At 67.8% G+C, this 13,379-nt stretch carries 13 protein-coding genes and 3 pseudogenes; 10 read left to right on the top strand and 6 right to left on the bottom strand.

Annotated features, from left to right (window positions below):
• Positions 1-147 precede the first annotated feature (147 nt).
• Together ACIO9J_RS25715 and ACIO9J_RS25720 are read left to right on the top strand one after the other, a co-directional pair.
• Positions 148-1,062, top strand: a complete 915-nt coding sequence (locus tag ACIO9J_RS25715) for an ABC transporter ATP-binding protein (protein ID WP_402004055.1) — start codon at positions 148-150, stop codon at positions 1,060-1,062.
• Positions 1,059-2,039 carry a transporter gene (locus ACIO9J_RS25720; protein WP_402004058.1) on the top strand — a complete coding sequence of 327 codons (981 nt, stop codon included), beginning with the start codon at positions 1,059-1,061 and terminating at the stop codon, positions 2,037-2,039. The genes ACIO9J_RS25715 and ACIO9J_RS25720 overlap by 4 nt, the downstream gene beginning before the upstream one ends.
• Here ACIO9J_RS25720 and ACIO9J_RS25725 read toward each other — a convergent pair.
• A pseudogene (locus tag ACIO9J_RS25725) lies at positions 1,984-2,359 on the bottom strand (LacI family transcriptional regulator); the annotation flags it as partial. The gene ACIO9J_RS25720 and the pseudogene ACIO9J_RS25725 overlap by 56 nt on opposite strands.
• Here ACIO9J_RS25725 and ACIO9J_RS25730 point away from each other — a divergent pair.
• From ACIO9J_RS25730 to ACIO9J_RS25745, 4 genes and pseudogenes are all read left to right on the top strand, one after another.
• Positions 2,325-2,774, top strand: a complete 450-nt coding sequence (locus tag ACIO9J_RS25730; protein ID WP_402004061.1) for a DUF3631 domain-containing protein — start codon at positions 2,325-2,327, stop codon at positions 2,772-2,774. The pseudogene ACIO9J_RS25725 and the gene ACIO9J_RS25730 sit on opposite strands and share 35 nt — an antisense overlap.
• Positions 2,775-2,972: 198 nt before the next feature.
• A complete protein-coding gene (locus ACIO9J_RS25735) occupies positions 2,973-3,320 on the top strand; it encodes a hypothetical protein (RefSeq protein WP_402004064.1) in 348 nt (115 codons plus the stop codon).
• A 276-nt stretch (positions 3,321-3,596) separates the two neighbouring features.
• Positions 3,597-4,034, top strand: a complete 438-nt coding sequence (locus tag ACIO9J_RS25740) for a plasmid mobilization protein (protein ID WP_402004067.1) — start codon at positions 3,597-3,599, stop codon at positions 4,032-4,034.
• A gap of 4 nt (positions 4,035-4,038) precedes the next feature.
• Positions 4,039-5,338, top strand: a pseudogene (locus ACIO9J_RS25745) (mobilization protein).
• Here the strand turns inward: ACIO9J_RS25745 and ACIO9J_RS25750 are convergent.
• From ACIO9J_RS25750 to ACIO9J_RS25760, 3 genes and pseudogenes are all read right to left on the bottom strand, one after another.
• Positions 5,339-5,908 (bottom strand): flavoprotein, encoded by a 570-nt coding sequence (locus ACIO9J_RS25750; protein WP_402004070.1) that lies wholly within the window; start codon positions 5,906-5,908, stop codon positions 5,339-5,341.
• Positions 5,905-6,714: pseudogene (locus ACIO9J_RS25755) on the bottom strand (transcriptional regulator); the annotation flags it as partial. The gene ACIO9J_RS25750 and the pseudogene ACIO9J_RS25755, both read right to left, overlap by 4 nt.
• A gap of 102 nt (positions 6,715-6,816) precedes the next feature.
• Positions 6,817-7,275: a hypothetical protein gene (locus ACIO9J_RS25760; RefSeq protein WP_402004073.1), complete on the bottom strand. Its 459-nt coding sequence runs from the start codon at positions 7,273-7,275 to the stop codon at positions 6,817-6,819.
• A gap of 648 nt (positions 7,276-7,923) precedes the next feature.
• Here ACIO9J_RS25760 and ACIO9J_RS25765 point away from each other — a divergent pair.
• The gene (locus ACIO9J_RS25765; RefSeq protein ID WP_402004076.1) at positions 7,924-8,406 is read left to right on the top strand and encodes a hypothetical protein; all 483 of its coding nucleotides are present in this window, start codon (positions 7,924-7,926) and stop codon (positions 8,404-8,406) included.
• A 306-nt stretch (positions 8,407-8,712) separates the two neighbouring features.
• Here ACIO9J_RS25765 and ACIO9J_RS25770 read toward each other — a convergent pair whose 3' ends face one another.
• Entirely contained in the window at positions 8,713-9,975 is a 1,263-nt protein-coding gene (locus ACIO9J_RS25770; RefSeq protein ID WP_402004079.1) for a hypothetical protein, read from the bottom strand.
• Positions 9,969-10,601 carry a hypothetical protein gene (locus tag ACIO9J_RS25775; protein WP_402004082.1) on the bottom strand — a complete coding sequence of 211 codons (633 nt, stop codon included), beginning with the start codon at positions 10,599-10,601 and terminating at the stop codon, positions 9,969-9,971. Before ACIO9J_RS25775 ends, ACIO9J_RS25770 begins: the two co-directional genes overlap by 7 nt.
• Positions 10,602-11,292: 691 nt before the next feature.
• Here ACIO9J_RS25775 and ACIO9J_RS25780 point away from each other — a divergent pair.
• The 3 genes from ACIO9J_RS25780 (at position 11,293) to ACIO9J_RS25790 (ending at position 13,372) form a co-directional block, all read left to right on the top strand.
• Positions 11,293-11,958: a hypothetical protein gene (locus tag ACIO9J_RS25780; RefSeq protein ID WP_402004085.1), complete on the top strand. Its 666-nt coding sequence runs from the start codon at positions 11,293-11,295 to the stop codon at positions 11,956-11,958.
• The gene (locus ACIO9J_RS25785; RefSeq protein ID WP_402004088.1) at positions 11,955-12,974 is read left to right on the top strand and encodes a hypothetical protein; all 1,020 of its coding nucleotides are present in this window, start codon (positions 11,955-11,957) and stop codon (positions 12,972-12,974) included. The genes ACIO9J_RS25780 and ACIO9J_RS25785 overlap by 4 nt, the downstream gene beginning before the upstream one ends.
• 116 nt (positions 12,975-13,090) lie before the next feature.
• Entirely contained in the window at positions 13,091-13,372 is a 282-nt protein-coding gene (locus ACIO9J_RS25790) for a hypothetical protein (protein WP_402004091.1), read from the top strand.
• Positions 13,373-13,379: the final 7 nt, after the last annotated feature.

A 13,379-nucleotide genomic window follows, 5' to 3' on the forward strand; every position in this document is an offset into this window, starting at 1 on the left:
GGACGCGCCAGCATGCTCATCCCTCATAGCGTCCCTCGGGCCGGTCACGCCGACCGGACATCCAGACCTGCCGCAGAGACCTGGGAGCCGATTGATGCTGACCACACCACACCTCGCTGCCACGAACTCGAAGAGCGAGGCCCCCGCATGACCGCCCCCATCCTCCGCGCCCGCTCGCTCGGCAAGCGGTACCGCAAACGCTGGGCGCTGGCCGACTGCACCCTCGATGTGCCCGCAGGCCGGATCGTCGGCCTCGTCGGCCCCAACGGGGCAGGAAAATCCACTCTGTTGAAACTCGCTTCCGGCATGCTGGCCCCGACGGTCGGCGCCATCGAGGTCTGCGGCGGCACACCGGGCGCCGGACCCGCGCAACTGGCCAAGGTCGGCTTCGTCGCCCAGGACACCCCCACCTACCCGGCGCTCACCGTCGCCGACCACCTCACGCTAGGCGCCCGCCTCAACAGGGCAGGCTGGGACACTACCCTCGCCGAGGACCGTATCCGCCGCCTCGGTCTGGACCCGGCCGCCACCGCGGGGAGTCTGTCCGGCGGGCAGCGCGCCCAGCTAGCCCTCACCCTCGGCATCGCCAAACGCCCCGACCTCCTCATCCTGGACGAGCCGGTGGCCGCACTGGACCCACTCGCCCGCCGCGAGTTCCTGCAGGACCTCACCGAGTCCGTCGCCGAACACGAGACGAGCGTCGTGCTCTCCTCCCACCTCGTCTCCGACGTGGAACGTGTCTGCGACCACGTGATCGTCCTGACTGACTCCCGCGTCCAAGTCGCTGGGGAGATCGAGGAGTTGCAGGCCGCCCATCACCGGCTCACCCGCCCCGGCGCCGTCACCGCCCCGCCCGACCTGCCCGCCGACTGCCACATCGTCACCTTCGAGCGGACCGACCAGCAGACCACCGTCCTCGTACGCGGCGACGCGGCGGCCCGCACCACCAGTTGGAGCATCAACCGCCCCTCGCTGGAGGACATCGTCCTTGCCTACATGCGCACCGGCAGCCGCACCGCAGCCCCTACACCCCGCCCCGCCGCCCTGGAGACCTCCCGATGATCTGGCTGACCTGGCGCCAATTCCGCACTCAGGCCGCACTGGCCGCGGCCGGGGTCGCCGCACTTGCCGTCCTGCTCGCCGCCACCGGACCGCACCTCGCTGGTCTCTACGACGCAGCAGGACCCGACCTCATGCACCAGATCACCGGCGCCGACCAGACCGTGTACTTCGTCGGCGGTCTTGCCGTGCTGCTCCTGCCCGCCCTCATCGGCATGTTCTGGGGCGCGCCCCTCATCGCCAGCGAACTGGAGTCCGGCACCCACCACCTGGCCTGGAACCAAGGAACCACCCGCACCCGCTGGCTACTGTCGAAGCTCAGCCTCACCGGCCTGGCAGCCATGACGGCCACGGGCCTCGCCAGCCTCGCCGTCACCTGGTGGAGCAACCCCATCGACCAGGCCGTGAACGCCGGTGGCTCGGACAACACCGACAACTTCCTGCCCCGCATCGACCCGGTCACGTTCGGCGCACGAGGCATCGTCCCGCTCGGCTACGCCCTCTTCGCGTTCCTGCTCGGCGTCACCCTCGGCGTCATGATCCGCCGCACCGTACCCGCCATGGGCGCCACCCTCGCGGCCTTCGCCGCCGTGCAGATCACCATGCCCCTGTGGATCAGACCCCACCTGGCGACGCCCGTGACGACCGACATCGCGTTCACGCCCGGCACCCTGGCCAACTACGGCATCAGCTCGGTGTCCCACGTCGACATCGGCAAGCCCGGCGCCTGGGTCACCACCGAGCACACCTTGAACGCCTCCGGCCAGACCGCATCCCGCATGCCGACCACGTACGCCGACTGCGATTCGATCAAAGCCTGCGCCAAAGCACTCGCCGACGCGGGCTATCACCAGCGCGTCACCTACCAACCCGCCAGCAACTTCTGGGCACTCCAGTGGGCCGAGGCCGGTATCTACCTCGGCCTCACTGCGGCAGCCACCGCGCTGTGCGTGTGGTGGGTCCATCGCCGGACGGTGTGACAGCCATCAACCGACGCTTCTGCAACAACGCGTCCAGGACAGCGACCGGCGAGCTGGGACTCATGGCCAGCCGGGCGTCGAGTGCCGCCTCCCACTGCTCGGTCAGACCGGCCATGAGGCGCTTGCGCATGCCGGGCGTGACGTGGGCGTAGCGGGCGGAGACCGAGCCGTCGATGTGGCCCATGCGTTCGTCCATGGGGACCTTCTCGGTACCGAGGTCCTCCATCATCGTGCGGTGGGTGTGGCGCAGGCCGTGGGGGGACGCCGGGCCAGGGCTCGCCGAGGATGGGCACTACCCGCCTCCTGGTCGGCATCCGCCGCGCCTTCGCCGCCGTCAGCGACCCTGCCGTGCTCAGCACGAAGCAGCTGCTGGAATCCCTCAACGCGGACAAGGAAGCCCCCTGGGCGGAGTACGGCGCCAACGGCCTGACTCCGCGCGGCCTGCAGCTGCTCCTGAAACCCTACGGCATCGGCTCGGCCAACCACCGCTTCCCCGACGGCACCCAGGCCAAGGGCTTCGCCCGCAACCAATTCCTCGACACGTGGGCGCGCTACTGCCACGAGCCCGAAGCCGGTGGACGGGCCCGCCCAGAGAGCGGACGAGCCGCTGCCCGGCACCGCCGCCTGACCCGACTCCACTCGCATCACTCGTCCCCGCGCAGGTCAGCGCAGGGACGAGTGAACACACCGCAACGAGTCGAGTCGACATCACCGCGCCACTCGTACCTGTCCTGACCAGGCACGCGACGAGTGGTACGAGACACCACTCCGTACAGCGGCTACGCCCTGCCCTCGACCTCGCCCTGTCACCGTTCCTGCAGAGGCTCGCCGGGCACGCGCCCGCTCCACGCTCGTCCTCGGCCTGGTGGCCGTCGTCCTCATGGCCTTCCGGGTCTCGTGGAACGCGCTGCCCGGTCGCTCCGGTCGGCCGCCGTGGCGAAGTCGACCGGAACGGCCCGCCATCAGGCGACCGGTCGGGTACCCGCTGCGCCCAAGCCGACCGCCGACCGCCTCCGCACCAACGTCGAAGTCCTGGAGGAGGCACGGCTCCTGACCGCCGACTGGAGCGACGACTCGCTGACCGCCGAGCGTCTGCGCAACGAACTACGCGTCGGCCAGAACCGCACCCGCGTAGTGCGCGACCAACTTCGGGCCGAGCGCACCAACCTGCCCGAGCCCGTCGCGTACGACAGCTCCGAGGGTGAGCCTCTCGACGTACTCGACGACGACGCCTCCCCGCAGCAGGGGGAGCCCGCCACGGCTCCGTCCGGCACCGCCTGACGCCCGCGTTCACGCCAATCGCCGTCTGTGTCTCCCCGTGCCGACGAGCACGGGGAGACACAGGACCCTCGTCCGACGAACTCTCGCCCCTGCCACCCCACGGAGAACCAGTCCATGCAAGACCCGCACCACGAACTCCCCGTCCACCAGCAGGAGATGAATGACGGCCTCAACAGCGCAGCAAGTTGTCGGGTAAGGAGTCCTTACCCGACCTCCGCCCCTCAGGGGGCGGAGGTCTCCGGCGCCGAGGCGGCGCCGGGGTCGGCCGGCCCGGGGGTGCCAGCCGAGACGGGGACCAGCAAGTCGTCGATCACCCCGCAGCAGCCTGCGCCACGTCGCCGTCTGCGCGACAAGCAGCTGCGCGAGCGCCGCGTCCATCCCCGTTACAACAACGACGAGTTCTCCCTCGTCCAGAACGCCGCTGCCCTTACCGGCATGGCAGTCGGCGGCTACGTCGCCGACTGCTCGCTCGCCGCGGCCCGCGCCGACGACCCCACTGCAGCCGTCGCTGACTACCGCGCCATGATCCAGGCGCTGATGGCCTCCAACGGGCAGCTCGGCAAGATCGGCAGCAATCTCAACCAGCTCGCCGGGCATCTCAACAAGGACGGCGCCTGGCCCCACCCCGATGTCGCCCTCCGTCTCCTGGACCGCGTAGAGGCGGTCATCGCCGAAGCGGACGCCGCCATCGCTCAGGTCACCGAGGGGCGGTGAGCGGGTGATACCCAAGATCATCCTCAGTGCGGGCCCGGAGGCCACGCGGCGCACGATCGGCTACCTCTTCGGCAAGGGCCGCGCCAACGAACACATCGCCCCACACCTGGTGGCCTCTTGGAACGGCTTCGCTCCCGACCCCGGCCGCAGTCCCCACCGTGACCCGAAGGAGGTGGAGCGGCAGCTCGTCGCCCAACTCGACCAGCCCGTGAAGATGCTGGGCGACAAGGCGCCCAGGGACACCGTGTGGCACTGCCCCGTGCGCGTCGCACCCGAGGACCCGATTCTCACCGACGCCCAGTGGGCCGACATCGCCCGCCGAATCGTGGCCGCCGCCGGCATCGCCCCCCGAGGGGGACGAGGAAACCTGCCGCTGGGTCGCCGTCCGCCACGCCGACGACCACATCCACATCGCCGCCACCCTCGTACGCCAGGACGGCCGCCGCCCCGATCGTGGCTACGACCAGCGCGCCGTCCAGAAGGAGGCCCGCGAATTCGAAGTCGACTACGGACTCCGGCGGTTGAAACAGGGCGAGGGCACAGGCGCCAAGCGCCCCACCAGCCAGGAGCACTTCAAGGCCAAGCGCCTGGGCCAGGAGGCAGCCACCCGCGACGTGCTCCGTCTACGAGTTCACCGAGCCGCAGCCGCCGCCGCCTTCGAGCGCGCCACCCGTTCCCGCATCGCGGCCGACCTCGACAGCGCCCGCGTCCTGCGCCGCAGCGTCCAAGCGATCTGGCGCGAGAACCCCGCGGACGGCGACGGGTCCGGGTTCGCGATGCTCCTGAACACCGTGCTCACTGCGGTGGCGATGGCCGCACACTGGCACCGCACTCATCAGCACGCCCAGCAGGAAGCGGCAGCCCAACAGGCCCTCGTCCACCTCCAGATCGCGTACGGGCAGGTCGCCGAGCCCGTCCTGGTTGGCCTCGCACAACGCGCCCCCAGCGCCCAGACGAAGCGCCGCTTCGCCCAACACCTCCAGCAGGCAGCGCCGGAGCACGTTGAGCGCATCCTGAGGGACACCTCATGGGACGCGCTCGCCACCGTGCTCGCCGAAGCGGAGGCCGCCGGGCACAACGCGGCCACCGTCCTGGACCAGGCGCTCGGCCAGCGCACGCCCGACGACGCACACAGCCCCGCCCGGGCGCTGACCTGGCGCATCCGCCGCCTCGGTGAACGCCATGCCCCCGGCCCTCGCGCCCAGGCAGCCAGGGCCCGAAGCGCCGTACAACGCACCGCTGCCCCGATCCACCCGGCGGCTACTCCTCCGCCATCCCCTGCACCACCGGCACGGCGGCGCTGATCAGGCAGGTACGGGCAGCTCGGGAGTGAGGAGTTCCAGCGCTTCCTCCCAGCGGTAGCGGTCGGCACCGCCTCCGGCCTTCGGCTTGTGGGGCTCGTACGAGCCGATCAGGACGCCCATCTCGCGCAGCACGTCGAGGCTGCGTGCGTACGCGGGGTGGGCGGCCTGCGCCGCGTTCAGGTACGGGCAGACGGCGATCGGGATGCCCATGCCGTACGCCTCGCACAGAATGCCCAGCGCCAAGGTGTCCGAGATCCCCGCCGCCCACTTGTTGATCGTGTTGAAAGTGGCCGGCGCCACCGCGATGGCGTCCGAAGGCGGCAGCGGCCGCGGATCACCGGGCAGCCGCCAGGCCGAGCGGATCGGGTAGCCGGTCTGGGCCTCGATCGCCTCGGCGTCTATGAAGCCGAGGCCCTGCGGGGTGGCGACGACGCCGACATCCCAGTTCGCCTCCTGGGCCGCGGTGATCAGCTTGCCGACATCGCCGGCGATCCCGGAGGCGCACACGACGACGTACAGGAAGGGCTTCTTCTGGGTCGGCTCGGTCTGCTGGTCTGGCTGATCACTCACGCGGGGACTCCCAGTTGGCGACTGAAGCGGTGCAGTTCCGGCAGCGTACGGCGGCGGTCTCGGGCGGCCATGTCAGCGACCAGCTCGCGGACAGCCGGGCGGCGGATGTCCTGGGCCGCGCAGCTCTCGGCGATACGCAGGGCCTGGTACCCGTCGGCGAGTCGGCCCTGCTGGCTGTAGGCGCGGGCTGCCTCGATCCACAGGGCGGCGCGGCGCTCAGGTACAGGGATGTGCCGGCGCATGAGAGGCCGGGCGGTGTCCAGGGTGACGCCCGCGTCACCGAAGGCGACCGCCGCGCTGAGGCCGTGCAGGGCGACGTTGGTCGGGCTGAAGTTGGCCCAGGCGTCCTGGCTGTCGAGCGCGACGTAACGGGCGACTTCCTTCGTCTCGGTGAGGAAGTCCTGGGTGGCGGCGCGGTCCCCGCCGCTGCTGGCGGCCGTGACACCGCGCAGAGGCAGCAGTCCGAGCGCTCCGAGATATTTCGGGGAGCGCTGGTCGTACGAGCCCGCGAGCTGGACGGCAGTGTGGCGGACTCGCGTGACGGCCTCGGCCGTGTGCCTGTCGCGGGCCAAGGCGTGGGCGTGAACCCGGACACTGGAGGCGAGGACGACGGGATCGCCGGAGCGTTCGCCATCGGCCGTGGCGCGTCCGACCGCGAGCCAGGCATTGCCTTGGTCGCTCTGTTTCAGCAGCAGGCTCGCCGAAGTCTGGAACGTGGTGGCGAGGAGACCGGACAGGTCGCTCGATCCCGGGTTGTCGCTGATGGCCTGTCGCAGCTGCCCGATCAGCACGGGCAGAGCGCCCTCCGCCTGCTCGGACAGCTCTACCACTGCCTCCAGCGCGGGGCCCGCTTCGACGAGGCCATAGCCTTCCCCGCAGCAGCCGAGGCTCTCGCGGCATGAAGTCCATCAGCCGTTGACCGCGCGGGACCAGCGTTCCTGGATGGCTACCTGCTTCCGCTCAAGCTCGGCATCCATCACCCGGCTGGTGGCCGTCCCCGGAATCGTGAGCGCCCGCCCGCGAACCCTGACGACTCGCAGATCACACAAAATCCTGCTCCGGATCACCCGCCGCCGCGTCTCGATACCGGCGACCTCGCTCCAAGGGATGATCCGCCTGCTGACGAAGGTGCGGAACTCCAATCCCCTTGCGGTCAGGAGGACCCTGCCATAGATCAGATTGACCGTGCCGACGAACGCGACCACAGCGAGGACTCCAAGGCCACTCACAAACCACCATTTGTTCGGTTCGTGCGCGGTTAGGATCATCACGACCACCGCACCAGTGAAGGCCAGCGTCACGAGGCCGTTCTGCCACCAAGCTCTCTGGCGGTCATCAGAGTTGAAGCCGATCCACATGTCAGGCATGTCCATGATGCTATCGATGTCCATTCGAATGATGACCGGCCTGGCTTGACGACTTATGTACCTGAGGTGTCTGCCCGCCTTCGCCCCTCGATGGGGTGGGCGAAGGTCAGGCGGAGCGGCCGGAGTTGGTTCAGGACCGCTGCGTGCGGTCGTTGGCGTCGTAGCGGACACGGACCAGACCGGGCGTCCTGGCGGGCTGTGGCCAGCGAGCCCAGGAGCCTCGAACCTGACGCGCTCGCAGTGATCGCGCATCGGTTCCTGTGCATCCTGTTCATGCGTAAACGCCCGGTTAGCTGCCTTCTGTCACTAGAAGTCACCTTAAGCGTGACTAGCTCAACCCCAAGCGCTTTCAGGCCATTTGGGATTGTTCTACATCCGTGTAGATGACGATCGGATCTCGAATGGGCAACGCGGAATGAAATCGCACTCCGGCTCTGGCGCATGCGCACGCACCGCAAAGTGCAGCAACTGGCCCCGCAAGAGACGACTTTGATGTTCCGTCAACTCGCATCATTGAGGGCAGTTTGGCAAAGATTTGGTCATGTTACGGTCCTTTGGTCCTAGTGGCCCGCAAATTCCCATGCGTTGTGAACGCGGAGGTTAAAAGTGATTAAGTCCCGTACTTTTAAGGCAACTTGTTCGGCCGTCATGGCTGGTGCGCTGCTGACTGCGGTTGCTCCCGCGGCGTCTGCCTCGACTGCTGGACAGCCCGATATAAAGCCCGCCGCAGTAGCGGCAGTTGACGATGGTGGCGCCTACCTGGACCTCGCCTCGCAGGGGTACACCTACGAAGAAGCTGTCGAGGCATTCAAGGATTCACCGGTCGTCACCGTGGTAAGGGGCGAAGTGCCGGAGGATGACGCGACCGAGGTCATGCCGCGTGGCGTCAGCCTTGGTTGGTACGTCTACGTGAAGTTGAACAAGTCGCAGGCCAAAGCGGTCAATGCCGGATCTGCGGCCACTGCGGCCGGTCTCATCGGCGCCATCACCGGAGGGATCGGCGGGGCTGTCGCTGCGGGCGTCTACGCCGCAGTTGTCTCCATGGGCAATGAAAAGATCGACAAGTGCAAGAAGGGTGTAGAGTTTAAGTTCACTTATCTTGCCAAGTTCAAGGGTGCCAAGTGCTACTAAGCGCCTAGGAGGAGAGCATGCGCACACCAGCCCCATCGGCTATCGGTACGACCGTCGCAGCATTCGCCTTCTTCTTCATTCTGCTAATCAGTAGCGAGTTCGTGGCTGATGACGGAAGCGTCGCTCAGTCGGCCCTGTTCTACTTGGCCATTGCTGTACCGGGCGCCCTTTTGGTCCTCTGGGTTGCAACTAGAGGCCGACGCTAACTTGAGCCCCGAGGTGAAACGTCCTGTTTCACCTCGGGGTGTGGCACTTCTCAGAGTGTGCGGAGATCCAAACTCAGTTCGATCCCGTTCAGTCTTCGGCTCAGGCGGCGTGGTCGATGACGTTGGGCGGCATCTCCCACGCCCATTCCTCGCTCGCGGCGGGCATGGCGGCGGGCGGTTTGCCTTGGGCTGCGTCACGGCGCCGGGAGGTGAAGCAGAGCTGCTTCTCGTAGTCGGTGACCAGGGGCTGCACGAGGTTGACGTGCCGTCCGGTCTGCCAGATGGCCTGTCCCCGACCGAGCAGCGGGATCTGCCGTACAGCCCAGTCGGGCAGGGAGAACAGACCCCGGCACTGCTCCGCCTCGCCCTCGTCCATCTGGTGCAGGACCCGGGTGGAGGCCAGCCGCAGCAGGTCCTTGGCCTCCTCGGAGGTGGCGTCCTTGGCGCTGTGCGCGACGGAGGTGACGGAGAGGGCTTCGCGGCGGAGGTACTTCATCATCCGCTGCAACAGCGCGGCTGTGGCGGGGTGTTTGAGGATCTGCCAGGCCTCTTCGACGATCAGCGTCGAGTGGATGCCGTGATCGGCCCCGCCTTGGGCGAGCCACACCGATTCCAGGAACACTCCGACCACCGACATCAGGGCGGGCAGCGCGATGGAGGTGCGGTCGATGCGGGAGAAGTCGAAGACGGTCAGCTTCTCGTCCAGCGATACCGACGTCTGTCCGTCGAGCATGCCGCGGGTGGCGGAGCGGATGAACGGCGAGAGGGCCTGCACCACTTCCTGCCCGAAGCCGAGCAGCTGTCCGGCGTTGAAGCGGCCGGGGATCGCGTCCGCGTCCAGTGTGGTGACCGCGCCCATCAGCCCGGACAGGGTGCGGGCGGCAGGCGACTCCATCGCCGCGTCCAAGGACATCCGCGCGCCGGGTGACAGTGGCTGGTGCCCGCCGAGTTCAGCGAGCACCGCCACCAGCTGCACGCGGTGCAGCGGGGGGATCCGCTCATCGAGGGGGTTCATGCACACCCCTTCGCCGAAGCGGACCGGCGTGATGCCCAGGGCCGCGGCAACCGCGTCCCACTCGCCGACACCGTCTTCGCCCTTGGCGTCCAGCACGGCGTAGCGGCGGCGGGGGCGGGCCATGTCCCGCAAGGCCATGACCTTGGTGTTGGTCGACTTCCCGTTGCCCAGCGTGCCCAGCAGGGCCATGCCGGTGGACGGCAGTACCTCCTGGTCGCAGTCCACTGGGGTCAGGCGGAAGGGGGAGCCGTCGAGCAGGGAGGCGCCGATCAGCGCCCCGTCGGTGACCGGCTTGCAGGCGTAGCCGGGGAAGAGGCCTGCGGCCTGGCGAGTGGTCGTGGTCAGCATGTGATCTCCCCTCCGGGGATGGGCAGGGCCGCGTGCCAGCCCTTCTCGTGTTCGCGGTCCATCCACATCAGGTGGGCGCCGGCCGATACAGCGCTCTGCTCGACATCGCGGCGAAACGCCTTCAGCTCCCGCTGGTTGCGGGCCTGGATCATGACGTGGGCGGCGACCTTCACGTAGGCGGCGCCATCGGAGATGTCCTGCTCGTGCAGCTCGGCTGCCCGCCGTCCAGTGCGGGTGGAGGTCTTCTCCCGCCTTGCGTCCTGCTCATCGCGGGCGGTCGCGGTGCGCAGCATCTCCCCGGTCTCCAGCCGCTTCTCGGCCTTGAGCCAGTCCAGCGGCAGGTACTCCACCACGGTGGTGCGGGTGACGCGGGGCAGCGTGGTGATCATCGGGCGCCAGAAGTCCGCCGCCCGCTCGCCCCGGCGGAAGTCGCTGACGTCCGCAGTTGCGGTTGCGGTTGCGGTTGCGGTTGCGGTGACGAAGTTTCCGGAGCGGAAGAGGTGTTCGTGGATCTCGTAGTGGTCGTCGCCTTTGATGGGTGCGAGGGCGATGTTCCAGGTGGTGCGGTCCCACATCCGTCCGGTGACGATTCCGCACACCTGCGCCTGCTCGTAGACGGCCTGCACCCAGGCCGTCTCCTCTTCGACGTCGCTGGTGTGGGCGGGCACGGACGTTCTTGTTGCCCGCCGCCACCGATGAGCCCGAAGCAGATCGAGGACGTCGCCAGGATCCTCACTTCTGGGCCATCGCGCGAGGAGCGCAAGAAGGACCTCGACACCTGGAACGTCGGCTGCCCGGGAGTTGACCGCTGCCGAGGCGATGCTGGTTCGTCAGCAGAAGGACGCGGCAGCAACGCAGCGTCGCACCACCGAGATCCAGGAAGCGCTCAACGAGGAGTCATAACTGGGCCAACCTCACGTGGAGCCGTATAGGCAGGCATCGCTGAGGAGTGTTCCCAATCGAGATCAGGGCCTCGGCGGATGTCGGCGAAGGAGCGGACCCATGTTGGCCCGGATACTTGCGAACCCGCACGAGCCACGCACTTCAAGCCACTCGTACGAGTACATGGCACCACAACACGCTAGATCTGCTGAGCTCCACCTCGACGTAGACGCTCATCCCCTATTTACCGATATCAGGCGACGCATTTAGTCGTCTCGCCGGCGCAACGCCCAGCAAGCCGGACATTCCGTACGGCGCCCTGGCGGGCATGCCTCGATCTGCCTCAGCCAGAGTCAGCCCCGCCGTCATGGTCACCAGATGATCACGGATAGCGTTGCTTCGCTCGGGTAAACCCTCACCTCACCGGAGACAACTGTGAACCGCTCGACCCGGCTCGTGGCGGCCGCGCTCACGGCTTCCGCCGCCCTACTGTTGACCGCCTGCGGCGGTAGCTCGGACGACGAGAAGGACAACCGGAAGATCGCCGGGGCTGACACCGACAGCTCCAAGTCGGCGTCACCGTCATCGTCAGCGACAACCGACGGGGTGGACCGCCCGAAGATCGAACTGCCGACAGACATGAAGAACGTCTTCGAGGGCCGCCAGACCCGAGACGCGGTGAAGGATGCGATCCTCGCGGACAACGAGCGGCGCATCAGTGCTGTGGACGCGGCCCTCGCGAGTGGGGATCTGAAGCACTCCGCGGTCGCCTTCTACGCAACGGACCAAGCGCTGGGCGGTCTCTACAAGTACACGAAGAACAACATTGACAAGAGCATCAGCTGGACGGGCACCGCACGCTACTTCAAGCGGCAGGTGACGGTGTTCGACAAGAACTCGGCGGCGGTGACGTACTGCGTCGACGAGAGCAAGACCAACCTGAAGAACCGCAAGACGAACAAGGTCATCAAGAGCGACACCCCGCCCAACGACCCGGACAACTACGTCTTCTACAACACCGGTCTGAAGAAGAACAAGGACGGTGTCTGGCAGACCTGGAGCCTCAGCGAGGACCGGGGGTCGCAGAAGTGCCGGTCGTGACGCGGGGCAGGGCGGTAGCGGTGCTGACGGCCGCAGCGTGCCTGTTCGGCACGCCTGCGGCTCTCGCCGCGGGCCGAGGCGGTGCTGGTTCCCAGGAGACGGAGACATCGGGCGAGTCGTTCGGACAGGAGCTGTTGTCCCGGGTTGCCTTCGCCACGGAGGGCGCACCCTCGAAGGCACGGCACACCGGGTCCCTGACTCCGACAGGGGTGGGTTGGAAGGCTCCTGCCTGCTGGTACGAGCCGTACTGGAAGGCCAAGGACTTCAAGACGTTCATGGAAGCGAAGTGGTCGATCCACAAGTCCGCGGGCGGCAACCCCAAGGACCTCGCGGACGTCAAGGCACGCTACAAGAGTGGGCACCCCTACAAGGACTTCAACGCCGGCAAGAACGGCAAGGGCATGTGGTGGGTCGCCGTCAAGAACAAGGACATGAAGGATGACCCGGCCGCGGGCGCATGCACTCGTCCCCCGTTCTGGGCGGACAAGGACAAGCCCCCGAAGGTGCCGCAGGCCATCGACCCCAAGACCCTCGCTGCCCTCGCCTACCAGCGCACCGAAGTGCCCGACACCAAGGTCGAGTTGAAGCCTGAGGTCAAGTCGATGGTGAAGCTACCCACGTGGGTGTGGCTGGACAAGGGCACGTTTCAGGAAGTCAAGGTGCGGGCCGAGCTGCCCGGCACGGGCCTGTGGGCGGAGACCACCGCCAAGCCGATCAGCCTCCACCTGGAGCCGGGCACGGAGGACGCGCAGACATATCCGGCATCCGGCGAGTGCACCTTCAACAAGGACGGCTCCATCGGCACCCCGTACGTGAAGGGCAGCGCGCAGCAGGAGCCGCCGTGCGGCATCACGTACCTGCGCGCCACCGAGGGCCAGCCGCATCAGCTGACGGCGTCGGTCACCTGGGAGATCTCCTGGCGTGGCACGGGTGATGCGAAGGGGACCATGCCGGACGGCACGTTCGAGACGACCCAGGACATGAACGTCCAGGAAGTCCAGTCCGTCAACCGCTGATCGCGACGTCAGCCCCTGGACACATAGCGCTCAACGCAGCACACGCAACACGCTCGGGACCATCTCAACCCACGGGGGCGGGCAGTATGTCGGACCTGAAGAAGGATGCGGAATCCTTGCACAAGGCGGCTTCCGCGCTGGGCAAGGTCGATCACCACACGCGCAAGCCGCTGCACGACTTCAAGGCCGCGTCGCACGACCTGTCCGCGTTCGGAGTCCTTGGCTCGCTGATGGGCGCCAAGGGTGACATCCAGGACGGCATGGACACCGTCGCCAGACTCACCAAGGACCTGCACAAGGAGTGGGAGGCGGAGGCGAAGTTCCTGGGCGATGTCTCCGACGCCTTCGACCTCCTCGATGTCCTGCTGACCGCCGCGGCCCGCGCCAAGAAGGGCTGAGCCGCCC

Origin of the sequence: Streptomyces sp. NPDC087300 (assembly GCF_044744425.1) — a bacterium.
Lineage (GTDB): Bacteria > Actinomycetota > Actinomycetes > Streptomycetales > Streptomycetaceae > Streptomyces.